General features: G+C 42.8%; 18 protein-coding genes. 7 read left to right on the top strand and 11 right to left on the bottom strand.

Translation table 11 applies throughout. The features are described from left to right. Positions 1-22: 22 nt before the first annotated feature. From MusilaSJ_RS09435 to MusilaSJ_RS09425, 3 genes are read right to left on the bottom strand one after another with little or no spacing between them, the layout of a single operon-like run. Positions 23-631 (bottom strand): HAD family hydrolase, encoded by a 609-nt coding sequence (locus MusilaSJ_RS09435; protein WP_274989727.1) that lies wholly within the window; start codon positions 629-631, stop codon positions 23-25. Further along, positions 631-930, bottom strand: a complete 300-nt coding sequence (locus tag MusilaSJ_RS09430) for a hypothetical protein (RefSeq protein WP_274989726.1) — start codon at positions 928-930, stop codon at positions 631-633. The genes MusilaSJ_RS09435 and MusilaSJ_RS09430 overlap by 1 nt, the downstream gene beginning before the upstream one ends. 4 nt (positions 931-934) lie before the next feature. Further along, complete coding sequence (locus MusilaSJ_RS09425) at positions 935-1,594, bottom strand: ABC transporter ATP-binding protein (RefSeq protein ID WP_090531462.1); 660 nt, start codon at positions 1,592-1,594, stop codon at positions 935-937. 351 nt (positions 1,595-1,945) lie between these two features. Between MusilaSJ_RS09425 and sucC the strand changes: the two genes are divergently transcribed. Beyond that, positions 1,946-3,139, top strand: a complete 1,194-nt coding sequence (gene sucC / locus MusilaSJ_RS09420; protein ID WP_090532025.1) for an ADP-forming succinate--CoA ligase subunit beta — start codon at positions 1,946-1,948, stop codon at positions 3,137-3,139. Positions 3,140-3,258: 119 nt separating this feature from the next. Here the strand turns inward: sucC and MusilaSJ_RS09415 are convergent, their stop codons facing one another. Further along, positions 3,259-3,972 (bottom strand): PH domain-containing protein, encoded by a 714-nt coding sequence (locus tag MusilaSJ_RS09415; RefSeq protein ID WP_274989725.1) that lies wholly within the window; start codon positions 3,970-3,972, stop codon positions 3,259-3,261. 122 nt (positions 3,973-4,094) lie between these two features. Beyond that, a complete protein-coding gene (locus MusilaSJ_RS09410; RefSeq protein WP_274989724.1) occupies positions 4,095-5,081 on the bottom strand; it encodes a long-chain-fatty-acid--protein ligase in 987 nt (328 codons plus the stop codon). 219 nt (positions 5,082-5,300) lie between these two features. On the opposite strand from MusilaSJ_RS09410, the gene MusilaSJ_RS09405 reads away from it, so the two are divergent. Further along, a complete protein-coding gene (locus tag MusilaSJ_RS09405; RefSeq protein WP_274989723.1) occupies positions 5,301-5,780 on the top strand; it encodes a DUF1203 domain-containing protein in 480 nt (159 codons plus the stop codon). Between the two features lie 95 nt (positions 5,781-5,875). Further along, on the top strand, positions 5,876-6,553 hold the full coding sequence (locus tag MusilaSJ_RS09400; protein ID WP_175490050.1) for a lipid-binding SYLF domain-containing protein: 678 nt from the start codon (positions 5,876-5,878) through the stop codon (positions 6,551-6,553). 53 nt (positions 6,554-6,606) lie between these two features. On the opposite strand, the gene MusilaSJ_RS09395 is transcribed toward MusilaSJ_RS09400, so the two are convergent. The 4 genes from MusilaSJ_RS09395 to MusilaSJ_RS09380 form a co-directional block, all read right to left on the bottom strand. After that, positions 6,607-6,945: a hypothetical protein gene (locus MusilaSJ_RS09395; protein ID WP_208102615.1), complete on the bottom strand. Its 339-nt coding sequence runs from the start codon at positions 6,943-6,945 to the stop codon at positions 6,607-6,609. Positions 6,946-6,952: 7 nt separating this feature from the next. After that, entirely contained in the window at positions 6,953-9,403 is a 2,451-nt protein-coding gene (locus MusilaSJ_RS09390; protein ID WP_274989722.1) for a penicillin acylase family protein, read from the bottom strand. A gap of 35 nt (positions 9,404-9,438) precedes the next feature. Then, on the bottom strand, positions 9,439-10,017 hold the full coding sequence (locus tag MusilaSJ_RS09385; protein ID WP_274989721.1) for a thermonuclease family protein: 579 nt from the start codon (positions 10,015-10,017) through the stop codon (positions 9,439-9,441). Positions 10,018-10,184: 167 nt separating this feature from the next. Continuing rightward, positions 10,185-10,535 (bottom strand): VOC family protein, encoded by a 351-nt coding sequence (locus MusilaSJ_RS09380; RefSeq protein WP_090531475.1) that lies wholly within the window; start codon positions 10,533-10,535, stop codon positions 10,185-10,187. A 252-nt stretch (positions 10,536-10,787) separates the two neighbouring features. On the opposite strand from MusilaSJ_RS09380, the gene MusilaSJ_RS09375 reads away from it, so the two are divergent. Beyond that, complete coding sequence (locus MusilaSJ_RS09375) at positions 10,788-11,048, top strand: (2Fe-2S) ferredoxin domain-containing protein (RefSeq protein ID WP_274989720.1); 261 nt, start codon at positions 10,788-10,790, stop codon at positions 11,046-11,048. Between the two features lie 130 nt (positions 11,049-11,178). Here the strand turns inward: MusilaSJ_RS09375 and MusilaSJ_RS09370 are convergent, their stop codons facing one another. Together MusilaSJ_RS09370 and MusilaSJ_RS09365 are read right to left on the bottom strand one after the other, a co-directional pair. Continuing rightward, on the bottom strand, positions 11,179-11,709 hold the full coding sequence (locus MusilaSJ_RS09370) for a ferritin (protein WP_274989719.1): 531 nt from the start codon (positions 11,707-11,709) through the stop codon (positions 11,179-11,181). Between the two features lie 131 nt (positions 11,710-11,840). Then, the gene (locus MusilaSJ_RS09365; protein WP_274989718.1) at positions 11,841-12,200 is read right to left on the bottom strand and encodes a hypothetical protein; all 360 of its coding nucleotides are present in this window, start codon (positions 12,198-12,200) and stop codon (positions 11,841-11,843) included. 377 nt (positions 12,201-12,577) lie between these two features. Here MusilaSJ_RS09365 and MusilaSJ_RS09360 point away from each other — a divergent pair, with 377 nt between their 5' ends. From MusilaSJ_RS09360 to MusilaSJ_RS09350, 3 genes are all read left to right on the top strand, one after another. Further along, entirely contained in the window at positions 12,578-14,440 is a 1,863-nt protein-coding gene (locus MusilaSJ_RS09360; protein ID WP_274989717.1) for a glycoside hydrolase family 13 protein, read from the top strand. 43 nt (positions 14,441-14,483) lie between these two features. Continuing rightward, complete coding sequence (pgmB, locus tag MusilaSJ_RS09355) at positions 14,484-15,134, top strand: beta-phosphoglucomutase (protein WP_274989716.1); 651 nt, start codon at positions 14,484-14,486, stop codon at positions 15,132-15,134. 116 nt (positions 15,135-15,250) lie between these two features. Beyond that, entirely contained in the window at positions 15,251-17,560 is a 2,310-nt protein-coding gene (locus tag MusilaSJ_RS09350) for a glycoside hydrolase family 65 protein (protein WP_274989715.1), read from the top strand. Positions 17,561-17,625: the final 65 nt, after the last annotated feature.

Here is a 17,625-nt window from a genome sequence, read left to right as displayed (position 1 = left end):
AGTAAGTATGTTATAGCCAATGCTATAAAAAATCTTTAACGTTGATGCTGTCAATACCGCTTGCTTCGGCGCACAGCCTGTCGGTTTCCGAATTTTCAATCATCACTATTTCTTTACGCTGAATTCCATGTTCCTGAATAAGCAGGTTAATTACATCTGGTTCGGGTTTTGGTACGGTTTCTTCGGTAAAATAGCAGCGGAGATATTTTTCCAGTCCGTGCCATTCTGTTTGTTTAATTTTATTTACCTGTTCCCGGACATTGCCGTTAGTTACAATAAACAGTTTTTTGCGGTCGACCACAATATCCTGCATCAAGGTAAGTATATCTTGATATAAAAGCAGTTTTAAGGGTAATTTGGCAGTTAAAAGCAGGTTCTCAAATTTATCGCGATATTGTTCGGCCACCGGGAACTGCTCCGTCAAACGGTTAAATGTGGTATCCTTCCCTTCAGCTATATACGTATCCGTTAATACTTTGGTTGCGGCCTTTGCATCTATCAGCTCAATATATTCAAGCATATTTGCAAACAGGTAATAAGCCTGAAAGTAGTAATCTTTTGCCGGGTAAAGCACATCATCTAACTCAAAAATAAAAGCTGTTTTACGTTTATCAATATCCTTATAATCCATTAAGCAATTACGTGTAGGTTTATATCGTATTCATTAAAAAGGGTTTCGGCCTTTAGTAAGAGCGCTGTTTCATCAGTCCTTAATAAATAAACCGAATCGATGCCCTTATCCAGGCAAAGTGTTAGCATTTCATGTGTATAACTTGCCGAAGCTGGATTGGGCAATAATAACATTTTGCCCGTTTTTATCATAAAATCGGGCAGGTCCATATGATCACCCAAAATAATATTTTTTCCTTCCAGTTTGTTTTTGAGCTGGTAGGCTTGTGCCGATGTGGCGGCGGTAATTAAAATGCTCATATGGCTATTGACCGTTAACAATTAAACCATCCCTCATTGTAACTGTGCGGTCTGACAGGTTTGCAAGATCTTCATTATGAGTAACAATTACAAAGGTTTGCCTGAAATCATTCTTCAACTTAATAAATAATTCATGAAGCTCAAGCGCGTTTACCGAATCAAGGTTACCTGAAGGCTCATCGGCAAAAATAAGTGCCGGATTGTTGATTAACGCACGTGCCACAGCTACCCGTTGTTGTTCGCCTCCCGATAGCTGGTTAGGTTTATGGTGTAACCTGTCTTTCAAACCCAATAGGTCAAGCAATCCGGCCGCTTTTTTTTCTGCTTCAGATTTTGATTTTCCTGCGATAAAGGCCGGGATACAAACATTTTCAAGAGCGCTGAACTCGGCCAGTAAATGGTGAAACTGGAATATAAAACCAATCTGCCGGTTCCGGAAATCGCTTAGTTGTTTATTATTTAATTTGTTTAGTTCAATATCATTAATAGTTAAAGTGCCCGAATCAGGCCGGTCAAGGGTACCTAATATGTTAAGTAACGAGCTTTTTCCGGCACCTGAAGCACCAACGATAGTCACGATTTCGCCCTTTTGTACCTCAAGGTCAACGCCCTTTAATATTTGTAACTGTCCGTATGATTTATGGATAGATCTGGCTTTAAGCATTTGGCAAAGTTAACGGATTAGCTGGATTTATTTTTGTTGGGATTACACCGATTATGTATTGATTACACCGATCGATTGTTGGTGATTTTGATTGCACTGATTTTGTCTGAACCCGGATTTAGGAGGATTTTATGATTAACAGGGCTTTTGAACTGATCCCTTAATCCTAAAAATCACAGTTCAGATAAAAGTAATTCTGCCCATCCCACAATCCCTCCAAATCCTGGTTCAGACAATTAGTATTTGTTATTGTAAATACAATGTTATTTACCCAAACAATGGCAAATAAACTGAAACAAGGTGTTTACCGTTTCAAACAAAATTGTAGCTTTACCGCAAATTCTTCAAAACATGAATATTCACGAATATCAGGGTAAAGCTATATTAAAAAGCTATGGCGTTAGAGTTCAGGAAGGCATTGTAGCCGATACTGTTGAGCAGGCTGTTGAGGCTGCCCAAAAATTGAAAGAAGACCTGGGGTCAAGCTGGGTAGTGATCAAAGCACAGATCCACGCAGGTGGCCGTGGTAAAGGTGGTGGCGTTAAGCTTGCCAAAAACATCGACCAGGTAAAAGAACATACCGGCAATATTTTAGGTATGCAATTGGTAACTCCGCAAACTGGTCCTGAAGGTAAAAAAGTTAAGAAAGTTTTAGTTGCACAGGATGTTTACTATCCGGGCGAAAGTGAAACCAAAGAGTTTTACATGAGCGTATTGCTTGACCGCGCCCGTGGCCGCAACATCATCATGTACAGTACTGAAGGCGGTATGGATATTGAAGAAGTTGCACACTCAACTCCTGAACTTATATTTAAAGAAGAGATTGATCCTAAAGTTGGTTTACAGGGCTTCCAGACCCGTAAAATAGCCTTTAACCTTGGCCTTGAAGGCGAAGCATTTAAAGACATGACCAAATTCATTGCTGCTTTATATAAAGCCTATGAAGGTACCGATTCATCGCAATTTGAAATTAACCCGGTTTTAAAAACCTCTGATAATAAAATTTTAGCTGTTGACGCTAAGGTAAACCTTGACGATAACGCGCTTTACCGTCATCCGGATTACGCTGCAATGCGTGATACCGATGAGGAAGATCCAACCGAGGTTGAAGCCAGCAAATCAAACCTTAACTACGTTAAGCTTGACGGTAACGTAGGCTGTATGGTGAATGGTGCCGGCTTAGCTATGGCTACTATGGACATCATTAAAATTGCCGGTGGCGAGCCTGCCAACTTCCTTGACGTAGGCGGTACTGCCAACGCGCAAACTGTAAAAGCAGGTTTCAATATCATCCTTTCAGATCCTAACGTAAAAGCCATCCTGATCAACATCTTTGGTGGTATTGTTCGCTGCGACCGTGTTGCGCAAGGTGTAATTGATGCTTACAAAGAGATCGGTAATATCCCGGTGCCAATTATTGTTCGTTTACAGGGTACAAATGCTGCCGAAGCAAAAGAACTGATCGATAACTCAGGTTTGAAAGTTTACTCGGCAATATTGCTGAAAGAAGCTGCCGACCGTGTTAAAGAGGTTTTAGCGCTTTAATTCTTTTTAGAGATTAGAGGCTGGTGATTAGAGATTAGTTGCCAGCCTATAGATAAAAAAGGAGGCTATATCACTGATACAGCCTCCTTTTTTATAAGGGTACCATGTCCCCTAAAAGACTATAAATCACTCAGGAGGTCAAGTTTTTTGGCGTTATATTCTTCCTGCGAAATAAGGCCATTATCAAATAGGGTTTTTAGTTTTTTTAGTTTTTCGGTAAGTTCATCAGGCTTTGGTGCTGCAGGCGGAGGTGTTTCCTGTACAACAGGAGCAGGGGCCGTGACTGGCGCAGGTGGCGTTACCGGTGCGGCAGGTGCTGTGTAGCCATTTGGTTGAGAAAAAGGCTGCGGCGATGCCGGTGGCACAAAAGCACGGGCAGGCGAATTTTCCAGCTGGATAGCACCTGATTCGGCACGTTTTTGTTCCAGGTCGCGCTGGCGGCGGGCTTCACGCTCAACTTCCTTGCGTTCCTGGGCGTACTGGTATAATTTACGGCCCTGAACTTTAGGCAGGTAATCAACAGCCATTTCGGCGCCACCGGTAGTTTTTACGCTGAAAATGGAGCCGATAATTTCTTCCTTGGTATATACGTCAACGATATCTTTCCAAACAAAATCAACAAACTTGATAGATAGCCCCAGGTTGGCTGGGGTAAAAAACAGCACACGTTTGTTGGTAATAGCTATACAATCAGGAAAAAGGTTTACCAGCGGCTTTTTCTGAACGGCAATGTAGATAACCTCTTCGCCTGAAGAAAGCAGATCAACAAGGCGTGAATAAACCTTTTCAACTGTTTTGGGGTCCTGTTCCTCGTTTAAAAATTTCTCAATCATATTTTTAGCATTTATGATGCGCGCAAAAATAACAATTATACCTGTTAAAGAGTCAAGAATCAAGCGTTAAGAATCAAGTTTTCCTGAATTTTGATTCCTGACGTCCTGATTCTCAAATGGTATTAAGCAATCAGCAAATTACATCCGCGGATGTCTGACTGGTCAAACCGGCCTAATACTTCAAAAGAGCCATCAGGGTAAATCCTGCCTAAATCCTGCGTAGCAATAAACGCGCAGGAGTTGATATTGGCCAGGTCAATAACGCTGATGCCGCCTGTTTTACCAGTTTGTAACGTACTGAGCGGATCGTTAGTATCCCGGATGATGATCTTCATCCAGGGAGGGCAATTAAAAATACCATCGCCTTTAGAGTAGGCTTGAGACAGGAGCTCGGTCATTCCATATTCAGAGTGGATCTGCTTTACACCAAAGCCTTTGCCCAAAATGGTGTGCAGCTCCTCGCGGATCATTTCCTTGCGGCGGCCTTTCATGCCGCCGGTTTCCATTACAACAAGCTCAGGAAAATTGACCTGGTGGTTTTCGATAAAATCCAGCAGACCGAAAGTTACGCCTATTAAAAGTGTAGGTTTCCTGGCATCCTGCTGTTTTTTAAGTTGATGAAACAGCTCATCATGATTGTACAAAAAGAAACCGCTATCCGGGCGATTTGATTGTTTAATCAGATCATCAACCATGTAAATGAGCGATGAGCCTTCGCGCTCCAGGTAAGACGGGAGCAGAGCCAGTACGGTAAAATCCCTGATATCGCCGTAAAAAATATTGAATGCGCGTCGGAAACTTTCCTCATACCAGGTTATATCGCTAACCCGGTGACTGCTGGTGATCATCCCGGTGGTACCTGAACTGGTAAAGGTTACCTCAACAGGCTCACCGGTACTTAATATAGTGTGTGACTTAAAAAATTCGATAGGTAAAAATGGGATCTGACTGTAAGATGTAATTGATGCGGTGTCAATTTTTAATCCCTCAATAAACTGGCTGTAAACCGGGTTATGCTGTGCCTGGTAGTTGAAAACCTGCAAGGCGGCGTCGTTAAATTGCTCTTCGGTGCTGATAGAAAATATCTGCTGTTTACCTGGTTTGTCCATTGAAGCAAAGATAAAGTAAATGTGCAGATGTGCGGATTTCAGATGTGCAGATTATCTGAACCGGAATTAATCTGGTTTTTGAATTTAGGCGCTGGCGTTTAAACATGCATCCGGTGAATCCTTAAATCCTATAAATCCCGGTTCAGAAACTCCGCAAGTTTCGGGTTGAAACGCTTTGTTTATCGCCTGACCTTTGATCTATCTAAAAAAACAATAATCATGAACACATTTAAAATTGTACCGCTATCAAAATCATTCGCCACAAAAATAAGGGCAACCATGACCGACGATTTTGGAGGCGAAGTGGCTGAACAACCGGCTACCGGACTTGGGCCATGCCGGGTTTCACTTAAACCATTTGAACGTAACGTTGATAAACGCCTGCTGCTAAAGCATTCGCCTTTTGAAATCGAAAATGCCTATAACCAGCCGGGGCCTATTTTTATTCACGCTAAAGATGTGGAGGAATACAGCGACATTTATCGTTTCCCGCCGGAGATTAAGGCTAATAAAAAGAGTTTCCCGCTGTCGCTCATCGGTTACAGCAAAGCGCAGCACATGGTTTTAACCCGGCTTGTTGGTGATGCCGATGTTGATGAACTGATCGATGAAATATTTGTCGAAAATGATAATGTTGAATATTTGCATGCCAGAAATGCCCAGGCATGCTGTTTTATATGCAAAATTGAGCGTGTTTGACTTTCCTATTACATAAAATTAAAAAACAAGTACGTGTTTTGGGGGTTAGTTAAGTATTGAATATATATAATTAATAATATTAATCATCCATCCCCATGAAAACATTAAAATTCTTGAGACTCCCGGTTTTGTTAGGTCTCTTTTTTGTAATGATATCGGCAAAACCGGCCGATGACAGCAAACAGACAGAACGCATCCATAATTCATCAAATGTGTTGAAAGAGTTTGCCAAGATGAAAGAAAGCATCCCACATCAGCTATTGGAAGAATACGAAGGGATTGTGATCATCCCCAAACTGATCAATGCAGGCTTTGGCATTGGCGGTAAACGCGGCAAAGGTGTGGCAATGGTGAAACTGGGTAATGGCAAATGGAGTGATCCGGTGTTTGTTACCTTAACAGGCGGTAGCTTTGGCTTGCAAATCGGCGTACAATCTGTCGACCTGGTGCTGGTGTTCCGCCATAAAGGTGTGTTAACCAAAGTTAAAAATGGCGATTTTACCATCGGTGGCGATATTTCTGCAGCAGCCGGCCCTGTTGGCCGCAGTTCGACTGCAAGTACCGATTATAAGCTGCAGGCCGAGGTTTACTCATACTCACGCAGCCGTGGTTTGTTTGCCGGGATAACCATCAATGGCTCAAACCTGGGCATTGATAAGGATTCAAACGCTGCTTATTATGGAGCCAAAGCCACCTCGCAGGATATTTTTGCTCAGGCAAGCAGCAATACCGAGGCGGTTAAAACATTAAAAGAAACATTGGCCGCGTTTTAAAAGCAATCCGCTGATAAACAAAAATACCCGGCTAAGTTCCGGGTATTTTTGTTTTAATGCTTTTGAAATGCCCGTTTAAGCAGTAGTCCGGACAGTGCCGACATCCCACCCACTAAGCCTCCTAAAATGCCGGTTACAGCTAATATATAACCCCAGCCAGGCAAATGAAATAAGTGGGCTATCCTTGTAGCCATGATATGGTCATTGGGTATGCTTTTAAAGAGAGCCAGTACTATCCACACCATCAAAACCGCTATAAAGGCTTGCCAAAAAGAACTTTTTGCTGTTGTGCCAATAAAAAGGGCCGTTAAAAATGATATGACGGCAACTATCCACCAGGGTAAAAAATATCCGCTGGCAAATGAAAGTATAAGTATGATGAAGAACAACATAGTGCTATTATTTACCGGTTATTGTATAAGTTGATTTTATGCGTGGTGACTGTTCATTTACTGATTGCATGAAGAGCAGTTCTTTTAATTGTCCCTCATTCCAGGTTTTGAACATATCATTATAGAAAAAGCTGCCGGGATTACCTGATTCGCCGCCGGGAAAAATACCGTAACCCTTTACCTGGGGCCCCATTTGCACCACCATGCGCCATGAAGGGCCATGCCCGTCATGAAGGGCATTAACCGTTGATGCTGTGCCGCCTGATTCAAAATTGCCTGAACCAAAAGCCGGCTGGCGTGAAAGGCTGGCTATCTCCATTTTTTTAAATTTACCCCATTGCCAATTTGCTCCGGGTTTACCACATTTGTCGGTAATTTCCTTTACCGCAGCTGCAAAAGCTTTATTAACGATATCTGCGGCAGTTTCCTTTGCTGGTGTGCGGATATCATCAAACCATTTGGAAGTTGGTTCTTTAAGCAGTAGCTTTTCTGTGCGATCTACTGAAGGAAAATTGTTCTGCAGGGTCTTATCTGCAAAATCATCCCCCCACACAGCATTGTACAATTGCGACCACCAGTTGGCAAACACAGTAGCACCTATTGAATTCGGCGAAAAATTTTTGTCCCACATATTAATCTGATCGTAAGCACTAAGTTGTGCGGCATCAAGTTTTGTCGGGTCGATATATTTAAGCAGCGTTGGTAAAATGTCCTGTGCCCGGATACTGTATACATCTGTTTGGAGGATGCGCATACTATCAACGGTGGCTTTGGTCATAACCGAAAGTCTGTCGTTAATACGTTTACCGCGTTCATAGGGTGCAAATGACCAGTTGATATAATAAGGATAAGAAGGATCTGTTGACGACTGATTGGCTGAGCTTACAAATCCCCGAGGCGGATTTGTAATGGTTGGATCCTGCTCAAATGGTATCCAGCCATGCCAGTCGTCTGCCGGGTCGGTTCCATCTAAAATAAATTTCCCCTGGTCTTTGTATTTAAGCGGGTATTTACCGTTTGGCGTTATGGCGATATCGTCTTTACTGGCAAAAACAAAATTTGAAGCAGGGGCACTGAAAAAGGTAAGCGCCTTGCGGTAATCGTCATAGTTTTTGCCTGTATTAAGCAGGTACATAGCCATCAATTCGTTGGATGATTCGTGTGCTATCCACCTTAAAGAATGTCCAACCGGAACAAAATCAGGGCCATCGGCTTTTTGAGCATTATTTTGATACACAACCGGGCCATGGTGAGTATAAACTATTGTATCGTAAACCGCTTTTTGACCAAGTACTTCAATTTTTTCAATACGGCGGGTAGTTTTATTCCATTTGTTATTGTACCAGTACTCATCCATTTTGGTATTCCTGAATTTTTCCTGGTACCAATCCAGTACGTCGGCATCAACATTGGTAATACCCCAGCTGATGTTATTGTTAAAGCCTAAAATAACACAGGGGGCACCCGGTAATGATACACCATACACATTCATGCCCGGCGCCGAAAGCTGTACCTGGTACCAGATAGAAGGTAGTGTGAGGTTAAGATGGGGATCGTTAGCTAAAATAGGATACCCGCTTGCTGTTTTACTGCCCGCTACCGCCCAGTTATTGCTGCCGATACCTTCAACACGGGGTTTAGTATTTGCACTATCCGCCATGCCGGCTAAAAAATTAGCGGATGGTTTGGGAATGGGCAATGGCTTAAAATAATCCCATTTTGTCCCCGTCGGGATGATGGGATCTTCGTGCATAGGATAATCGGGAAAGAGATCATTTGTAGTAGTGGGGCCAAATTTGCGCAGGATGTTGGTCATGGCAAATTCGTTTGAGCCGCCGGCCAATGTTTCCGACATCAGCTTAAGCAAGAAGGCGCAGTTGATAGGTTTCCAGTCTTCGGGGGCATAGTTAAGGAGTTTAAACTCTATGGGGTAATTTCTCGGGCTTAGCTGATGGATATAACTGTTGATGCCATCGGTGTAAGCCAGGATCATATTGCGCACTACGGGATCGGCCATCATTGCCTTTATTGTTTTTTCGGCGCCGTAAACCATGCCCATACGGCGGTGATAGCGGTCAATATCCAGTACTTTAGGGCCGATAACTTCGGCCAGCCTGCCTGCTGCCTGCCGGGTTTGGATATCCATTTGCCAAAGGCGGTCGGTTGCTGTCATGTATCCCTGGGCAAAGTACAGGTCATGTTCATTCTCTGCAAAAATGTGCGGAATGTGGTTTTCATCAAATTTGATGGTAACTTTACCCTGCAAGCCTTTAAGTTTCAGGTCGAGTGTTGGCAAAATGTGCTTGCTTTCGGCATTTTGCCAAAAGCCATCGGCCGGGCTCAGCAATTTACCGAGTGGGGGTATAGCGCCAAATTTTTTGGTGTCGAATTTAGTTTGCAATGCCCAGATCAGGGCAAGTGTTATAAATATGGATAGGAGCGCTTTTGTAAACTTCATTGATTAGGTAATGATATGCCCCTAAAGTTAACCATTTAGGCTGCATATTCAAGTCTTGGCTTACGCTTCCGGTAATGTTTTTTAGGTTTAGGAGTTTGAAGTGAGTCTGTTTTAGGTTGTTTCTTTTCCCGGCGAAAGTCCCAGGGCGGGGTAGGATTGGCATCCTGCCATAAACCAAGTTTGTCTTCGCGGGCCTGTTGTTCCAGAGCAGCCAGTTCGGTGTTTTTGGAATAGGCTTTATACCGCCAGGCGTAGCCGTTTTTTACCAGCGCATAATTTACATTAGTGCCATCGATAAGTACCACCTGCGCAACGGTACGGCCATAGCGATCATGCTCGTTGCCAATTAATTTCACCTCTTTACCAAAACACAGATCGGAAGTGAATTTTTTAGCTGCCTGTCCAAAGGCCTGCGATTTTTCGGGGCAGTCAATTTCGGCAAGCCTCACAGTAATCTGCTGGTTATCGCCGGTAAGCAAACCCAAAGTATCACCATCTTTTATCTTCACAACTTTATAAACACCGGCATCGGGTTGTTTGGTATTATTGGGATTACAACCGGCAATTATAAGGAATACAAGGACGAGGAGGGCAGAGTACTTTTTAAATATCATATATTAATGTGCGGATTTTGGATGAATTTATAGATGTGCAGATTTCAAATGCGCAAATATGCAGATGAATTTATTGATGTGCATATTTCAGATGTGCAGATAGATTTGATGAGCTTATCTAACAAATAATCTGCGCATTCAAAATTTGCATATTTGCGCATCTGAAATTATTTCGCATGCAGGCTCAACGCATTTCCGTCGGGATCCTTAACAGTGGCAAAGCGACCCCATGGGGTTGTGTCAACATTGCCTACTTCAAGGCCTTTGGCTTTAAGATCTGCTATATCTTTATCCAGGTCGTCGGTTTTAATTACAAGGCCGCGTACACTTCCCGCCGGCATTTCCGGGAACCAGTTTACGAGGGTGATGGAAACAGGCGAGCCGGGAAATGCCATCTGGATCCAGGTTTGTTTTTCGAAATTCGCTTCAACCAATATTTCGAAGCCAATTTTCAGATAAAACGCTTTGGCTGCTTGTTGGTCGGTTACGGGGATGGAAATAATTTCAATTGCTTTCATATATTTAGCTTTGCTTAATGCTCAAGGGTTGGCTTAACCCCACATTGAATGCCAAATTTATCTTTTAAAAATACACAATTAAAAAAAAATTACCATCGACACCACATCGATGTATGCATGTCCGATCGGACAGCGGCATTGTAATAAAATCCTCTCAATCTCATAAATCCAATTAAATCCCTATTCAGATAAAATTGGAGCATTAAAGCATTAACTTTGTTATTTATTAACACAGTCTTAATAATTGCCATTATGAGCAAATTTACCATACCTGATAAAGTGTTGTACGTATGCGTAGGCAGCAAATGCGGAAAAAGAGGCGGTAAGGAGATGTACAAAATTGCAAAATCGTACATTAAACATCATCACGGCCCCGAAGAGTTGGAGGTAATTGAAACCGAATGCACCGACAGGTGTAAGTATGCCCCGGTGTGCAGTATCCAGCCCGGTAATACCTGGTTAAAGGAATATCACGCTAAAGATGTTTTGAAACTGATGGACTTGATTGGGTAGACAGCTCCATCAAATCCCTCTCCAAAGGAGAGGATTTTAAAAGTTTCAAGCATAAAAAAGGTCCCTTTGCTGTAGCAAAAGGACCTTTTTATTTACTCCCTCTTCTCTGGAGAGGGTTGGGGTAAGGCTCTTACGCCTCACTATCATATTTTATCTGACCAACATGTTTGTCAATCTGCCATCTGCCGGTGCCTTCTTCGCCGATAACTTCGAACAGTTCGAGAGCGCGACGGGCTTTGTATTCTTCTTCGCGTTGTTCTTTCAGGAACCAGTTCAGGAACTCCATAGTTACAAAGTCCTGCTCTTTCATGCAGCGTGCATAAATGTTTTTGATAGAATTGGTAACGCTGATCTCCTGGTCAAGGGCTTCTTCAAATACTTCGCGGAATGAGTTATATTCCTGTTTAATGCCGGTTACCTCAGGTGATACGGCATTGCCGCCCATATCAAGGATATATTTATAAAATTTTAACTGGTGATGGCGCTCTTCTTCGGCCTGTTTGAAAAAATATTCTGACGAAAAATCATAACCATTGCGGTTGCACCATGAAGCCATGGCCAAATATGCTGACGAAGAAAATGCTTCTTTTTTAACTTGCTGATTTAAAAGCACTTCGATATCTGATGATATCAGGCTTTTTATGCGGAGTAGGTCTTTCATGATCTTAATAAATTAAATGTTATATGTCTTATCGCAGGAAATTATATACAATAATAATGCTGTAAAAGCATATTAGTTTAATTTAAAGACAATATGAAATTAATCTAAATTGTGTTGATAATTAGTCTAAATTACAGTGAGTTGCTGTAAAGGCGATCATGAATAATGTGGTTGAGTTCCAGCATTACAAAAGTACCTTCTAAAAGCTCTTTCAGGCCGATGATTTGAGCCAGTGAAAGTACATAACAATGATCGCAGGCGCAGATGAAAATGATCTCTACGTCGGGATCAGTAGTAGTGTTCAGCAGTTTTTGCTCAATGTCGATGGCATAAACCGCTTTGCGTAATTTTAAGAAATTGCGATGATCAAACCGGGCAACCTTACCGGCGAAATCGACATACCAGCAACACTCCGCATCGCATTGGTAAACTGCACCTGTCTTGGTGCTAAAAACGTCGGTCCATAAAGTTAGTTCGGTGGTCGCAATCATATAACGGTTGCAAATATTGGTATTATTTGTAATCAATCCAAATAAAGATAGAAAATAATTTTCAACACGAATGTCTTGGATGTTCGATACAATTTATTCGAATTACACGAATTATTGCGTAGAAGCAATTAATATTGTTTAATCAATTGGCTAAAACAGTGTAGGAATTTTTTAACACGCATGCTTAGTACCGTACACACACAATTAAACGAATTGCACAAATTACCCAGAAAAACAAATTCGTGTAATTCGCTCTAATTCGAAATAATTAGTGTGAATTATTTTTTTTCATACAAGCAATTAATTTTATTATAAATTTGGAACGTGGTTACGGGCTTGTCCGAAATCAAACCAATTATCCTTTTATCATTTTTAATATGAGAAAAACCTTACTATCCGCCTTATGCTGCTTGCTGGCTGCTTTGGGTGTAAAGGCACAAACGCCTGCACTTGAGCGTGTTGAGCCCATGTCCTGGTGGGTTGGCATGAGCAACCCCAACCTGCAACTGGTGGTTCATGGCAGTAACATCGCCGCCCGGAATGTAGTGCTTACTTACCCCGGTGTAAAGCTTAATGCAGTTCATAAAGTTGAAAATCCGAATTATTTATTCATCGACCTGCAAATTTTTTCATCGGCAATTCCGGGAACGTTCCCGATAAAATTTAAGAAAGCAGGCGAAAAAGACCTTACTTACAGTTATACGCTTAATAAACGCGACAAGTCGGCGGGTAGGGCACAAGGTGTTACCAGTAAAGATCTGATCTATCTCATTATGCCTGACAGGTTTAGCAATGGCGATGCTGCCAACGACTCATTTGATAACCTGCGTGAGCGAGGCATCCACCGCGATTCGATGTTTAGCCGCCATGGAGGTGACCTACAGGGAATCATGAACCATTTGGATTACCTGAAAAATTTAGGCATTACTGCTATCTGGCTTACCCCCGAAATTGAAAACGATGAGCCAAGCGCATCATATCACGGTTATGCCGTTACCGATTATTATAAGATAGACCCCCGCTACGGCACTAATGAGCTTTACAAAAAGTTTGTTGAAAAATGCCACAGCATGGGGCTTAAGGTTATTAAAGACCTTGTACATAACCACGCAGGTACCGAAGGTTACCTGATACAGGATATGCCGATGAAAAGCTGGGTACACCAGTGGCCAGGTTATACCAAATCAAACTTTCGCGACGCGGCTGTGATGGATCCGCACGCTTCACCAATGGACCGCAAGCTAATGCAGGATGGCTGGTTTGACCACCGCATGGCCGATTTGAACCAGGATAATGTTTACGTGCAAAACTATCTTACCCAAAACCACATCTGGTGGGTTGAGTATGCTGGTATCGATGGTTTCAGGCTGGATACTTATCCTTATAATGAACCTGTTTATATGGCCAAATGGGCAAAAGACGTAAAAGCCGAGTTTCCGAAGCTTTCCATATTTGGCGAAACACTGGTATGGTCGGCAGCTAACCAGGCATTTTTTACGCAGGGCAATACGGTTAACCGGGGTTTTGATACCCAGCTACCCGGTGTAACCGATGCTGTTTTAAAAGATGCCATTTATGAAGCTATTAATGGTAATGATGGCTGGACAGACGGCGTTGGTCGCTTGTATTCGGTAGTAGCTCAGGACTTTCTGTACCAGGATGCTACCCGCAATACCATATTTATGGATAACCACGATATGAGCCGTTTATTATCAATGGTAGGGGAGGATGTTACCAAATACAAGTCGGCTATGGCTATGCTGCTTACCATGAGGGGCGTGCCTCAAATGTATTATGGCGATGAGATCCTGATGAAAAACTACTCGAACCCCGATGGTTTGGTACGCGAGGACTTCCCGGGCGGCTGGGCCGGCGATAAGGAAAACAAATTTACTGCCGAAGGCCGCAGTAAAAAAGAAAATGACGCTTTTAATTATGTGAGTAAGCTGGCTAATTACCGCAAAAGCACTACTGCTCTGCAAGCCGGTAAAATGATGCAGTTTGTACCCGAAAAAGGTATTTATGTTTATTTCAGATACGATGCTCAAAAAACTGTAATGATCATGTTCAACAGCAGCGATAAGGAACAGGAAACTACTACCGCACGGTATTTTGAGCGTATTGGCGATGCCAAAAAAGCGAGGAATGTTCTAACGGATGAAATGATTGGTCTGGATAAAGTAACTATACCGGGCAAAACAACTTTAGTGTTAGAATTAATACCCGGTGTTACCCATTAAAATAATATCTTAGGGGACTAATTCCCTGTGTTTTACCGAAAAAATGAATACAATAAAAGCCTGTATTTTCGACCTCGACGGTGTAATAGTTGATACCGCCGTTTATCATTATAAAGCCTGGAAAAGGCTGGCCAACTCGCTTGGTTTTGATTTTACTGAACATCAGAACGAACAGTTGAAGGGCGTAAGCCGTGTACGTTCGCTGCAATTGATACTGAGCTGGGGCGGTGTTACCAAAACAGAGGCCGAGCAGGAGCAAATGGCCACCCTGAAAAATACCTGGTATATGGAAATGGTAAACCAAATGAAACCCGAAGAGATCCTGCCTGGTGCCAAAGAGTTTTTAACAACCTGCCGTGCGGTAGGTCTTAAAACGGCGCTGGGTTCCGCCAGTAAAAACTCAATGACCATATTGGAAAAAATTGGTATCACCGATATGTTTGATGCGGTGATTGATGGTAACAAAGTAAGTAAAGCCAAACCAGATCCCGAAGTATTTTTGGCGGGTGCACAGGCCCTGGGCGTTTTACCTGAAGAATGCGTGGTTTTTGAAGATGCCATTGCTGGTGTTGAGGCCGCCGTTGCCGGGGATATGAAAGTGGTAGGCATCGGCTTGCCCGATGTGCTTAAGGGCGCCAACCTGGTTATTAAAGGTTTGGACGAAATGACTTTGGATAAATTGTATAAACTATAAGCCCCACCCAACCCTCCCCTAAAGGGAGAGGGCGTTTGAATTGCATGGAGGCATAATAAACTATTAACTATTAAACTAAAAGTCTCCCCTTTTAGAGGGAGATTCAGAGGGGGCAAATGAAAAACTATATAAAAGCTGATGAGTGGAAGATAATTGAAGAAGGCTTCGATCCTCATTACAATAAAATTTCTGAAAGTATCTTCAGCTTAGGTAATGGCCGCATGGGCCAGCGCGCCAATTTTGAAGAAGCTTACAGCGGCGATACCCTGTTGGGCAACTATGTAGCCGGGGTGTACTATCCCGATAAAACCCGTGTAGGCTGGTGGAAGAATGGTTATCCCGAATATTTTGCTAAAGTGCTTAACGCCGCCAATTGGGTTAGTATTGATGTGGTAATTGACGGCGAGCAACTTGACCTTGCTAAATGCGAAGTATTCAGTTTTCGCCGGGAACTAAACATGAAAGAAGGTTACCTGAAGCGCGATTTTAGCGCTAAAACAGCATCTGGTAAAGAAGTAAAAGTAGAGGCTATCCGCTTTTGCAGTATGGCCGACGATGAAACCGGTGCTATCAAATACACCCTTACGCCGTTAAACTTCAGTGGGGCCATCACCTTAACGCCTTCAATTGATGGCGATGTGGTGAACAAAGATTCCAACTATGATGAAAAATTTTGGGACGAAGTGAGCAAAGCCACACAAACCGATGGCGGTTACATTGTAATGCGCACCAAAAAAACGGGATTTGAGGTTGCTACGGGCATGAAGTTTAACATCCTTCAAAATGGCGTTGCTGTTGAACCGGCTACCAAGGCTATCGAAAAAGAAAAATACGTAGCTGCTAAAGTTGATCTGCAGGCAAAACAGGGCGAAAGTATTACGGTAATTAAATACGCCGCTAACCTGTCATCCCAAAACTATAAGCCCGAAGAGCTGGTGGAGCAGTTAAACGCTACATTAAACCGGATCAGCGCGAAAGGTTTTGATACCATGCTTGCCGAGCAAGCCGCTGCCTGGGCCGAAAAATGGAAACATAATGATATTATCATTGATGGTGATGTTTCTGCACAACAGGCTATCCGCTTCAATATTTATCAGCTTAACCAAACCTATACCGGCGAAGATGACCGACTGAATATCGGCCCTAAAGGCTTTACCGGCGAAAAATATGGCGGTTCTACCTATTGGGATACTGAGGCCTATTGTGTGCCTTTTTATCTCTCAACTGCACCACAAAAGGTTACCCGTAATTTGCTGCTTTACCGCTATAAACAATTGGGTAAAGCCATTGAAAACGCGCAATTATTAGGATTTAAAAATGGCGCTGCCTTATATCCAATGGTTACCATGGATGGCACCGAATGCCATAACGAATGGGAGATCACTTTTGAGGAGATCCACCGTAATGGGGCTATTGCGTTTGCTATTTATAACTACGTGCGTTATACCGGCGATGAAGCTTATTTAGGCGATTACGGTTTTGAAGTATTGTTGGGTATAGCCAGGTTTTGGTCGCAAAGGGTTAACTGGTCGGAGGACAGACAGCAGTACGTAATGCTGGGCGTAACCGGGCCAAACGAATACGAGAACAACGTAAACAATAACTGGTACACCAGTACTATTGCTACCTGGTGTATGCAATATACTATTGATGTTGCTGATAAGATAAAAACAGCTGATCCGGAAAAATACGCCGCATTGATGAGCAAGGTAAGCCTGAATGAGGAAACCGAATTTGGCCGTTTCAACGATATTATCCAAAAGATGTATTACCCATACGACGAGAAACGCCAGGTATTTTTACAACAGGATGGTTACCTGGATAAAGAGCAGATCCTGGTAAAAGATCTGCCCGCGTCAGAGCGACCTATTAACCAAAAATGGAGCTGGGACAGGATCCTGCGTTCATGCTACATTAAACAGGCCGACGTATTGCAGGGGATTTACTTTTTTGAAGATCAGTACGATATAGATACCATTCGCCGAAACTTTGATTTCTACGAGCCACGTACCGTGCATGAATCATCCTTATCGCCATGCGTGCACGCTATTTTGGCTGCCAAGCTTGGCGATGAAGCGCGTGCCTATGAGTTTTACCTGCGCACAGCTCGTTTGGATCTGGATGATTATAACAATGATACTGAGGATGGCTGCCATATCACTTCAATGGCCGGTACCTGGATGGCTGTTGTTGAAGGGTTTGGCGGTATGCGTGTAAGGGATGGTAAGCTTTCGTTCCAACCGTTTATTCCTGAAAAATGGTCGTCATTTTCGTTCCATATTGGTTTCCGTGGTGCCTTACTGGATATAAAAGTAAGCAAGGAAGGTGTGCAGATCAAAAATGCTTCGGATGTGGAAACAACAGTGCTGGTTTATGGTAAAGAGCAATTGGTGAAAGCCAATGACGAACTGCTGGTTGAAGTGTGATGAAAGGCAATAAAATCTTTACATGGTTTATTGCTGCAACAATGTTGCCCGTTATTACGTTGGCA

This window comes from Mucilaginibacter sp. SJ (genome assembly GCF_028993635.1).
In the GTDB taxonomy this organism is placed as follows: Bacteria; Bacteroidota; Bacteroidia; order Sphingobacteriales; family Sphingobacteriaceae; genus Mucilaginibacter.
This window is presented reverse-complemented; position numbering and strand designations above follow the sequence as displayed.

Excerpts from the sequence above, each read along its gene's own strand:
- MusilaSJ_RS09435 (WP_274989727.1), bottom strand. The coding sequence starts at position 631 with ATGGATTATAAGGATATTGATAAACGTAAAACAGCTTTTATTTTTGAG.
- MusilaSJ_RS09430 (WP_274989726.1), bottom strand. The coding sequence starts at position 930 with ATGAGCATTTTAATTACCGCCGCCACATCGGCACAAGCCTACCAGCTC.
- MusilaSJ_RS09425 (WP_090531462.1), bottom strand. The coding sequence starts at position 1,594 with ATGCTTAAAGCCAGATCTATCCATAAATCATACGGACAGTTACAAATA.
- sucC (WP_090532025.1), top strand. The coding sequence starts at position 1,946 with ATGAATATTCACGAATATCAGGGTAAAGCTATATTAAAAAGCTATGGC.
- MusilaSJ_RS09415 (WP_274989725.1), bottom strand. The coding sequence starts at position 3,972 with ATGATTGAGAAATTTTTAAACGAGGAACAGGACCCCAAAACAGTTGAA.
- MusilaSJ_RS09410 (WP_274989724.1), bottom strand. The coding sequence starts at position 5,081 with ATGGACAAACCAGGTAAACAGCAGATATTTTCTATCAGCACCGAAGAG.
- MusilaSJ_RS09405 (WP_274989723.1), top strand. The coding sequence starts at position 5,301 with ATGAACACATTTAAAATTGTACCGCTATCAAAATCATTCGCCACAAAA.
- MusilaSJ_RS09400 (WP_175490050.1), top strand. The coding sequence starts at position 5,876 with ATGAAAACATTAAAATTCTTGAGACTCCCGGTTTTGTTAGGTCTCTTT.
- MusilaSJ_RS09395 (WP_208102615.1), bottom strand. The coding sequence starts at position 6,945 with ATGTTGTTCTTCATCATACTTATACTTTCATTTGCCAGCGGATATTTT.
- MusilaSJ_RS09390 (WP_274989722.1), bottom strand. The coding sequence starts at position 9,403 with ATGAAGTTTACAAAAGCGCTCCTATCCATATTTATAACACTTGCCCTG.
- MusilaSJ_RS09385 (WP_274989721.1), bottom strand. The coding sequence starts at position 10,017 with ATGATATTTAAAAAGTACTCTGCCCTCCTCGTCCTTGTATTCCTTATA.
- MusilaSJ_RS09380 (WP_090531475.1), bottom strand. The coding sequence starts at position 10,535 with ATGAAAGCAATTGAAATTATTTCCATCCCCGTAACCGACCAACAAGCA.
- MusilaSJ_RS09375 (WP_274989720.1), top strand. The coding sequence starts at position 10,788 with ATGAGCAAATTTACCATACCTGATAAAGTGTTGTACGTATGCGTAGGC.
- MusilaSJ_RS09370 (WP_274989719.1), bottom strand. The coding sequence starts at position 11,709 with ATGAAAGACCTACTCCGCATAAAAAGCCTGATATCATCAGATATCGAA.
- MusilaSJ_RS09365 (WP_274989718.1), bottom strand. The coding sequence starts at position 12,200 with ATGATTGCGACCACCGAACTAACTTTATGGACCGACGTTTTTAGCACC.
- MusilaSJ_RS09360 (WP_274989717.1), top strand. The coding sequence starts at position 12,578 with ATGAGAAAAACCTTACTATCCGCCTTATGCTGCTTGCTGGCTGCTTTG.
- pgmB (WP_274989716.1), top strand. The coding sequence starts at position 14,484 with ATGAATACAATAAAAGCCTGTATTTTCGACCTCGACGGTGTAATAGTT.
- MusilaSJ_RS09350 (WP_274989715.1), top strand. The coding sequence starts at position 15,251 with ATGAAAAACTATATAAAAGCTGATGAGTGGAAGATAATTGAAGAAGGC.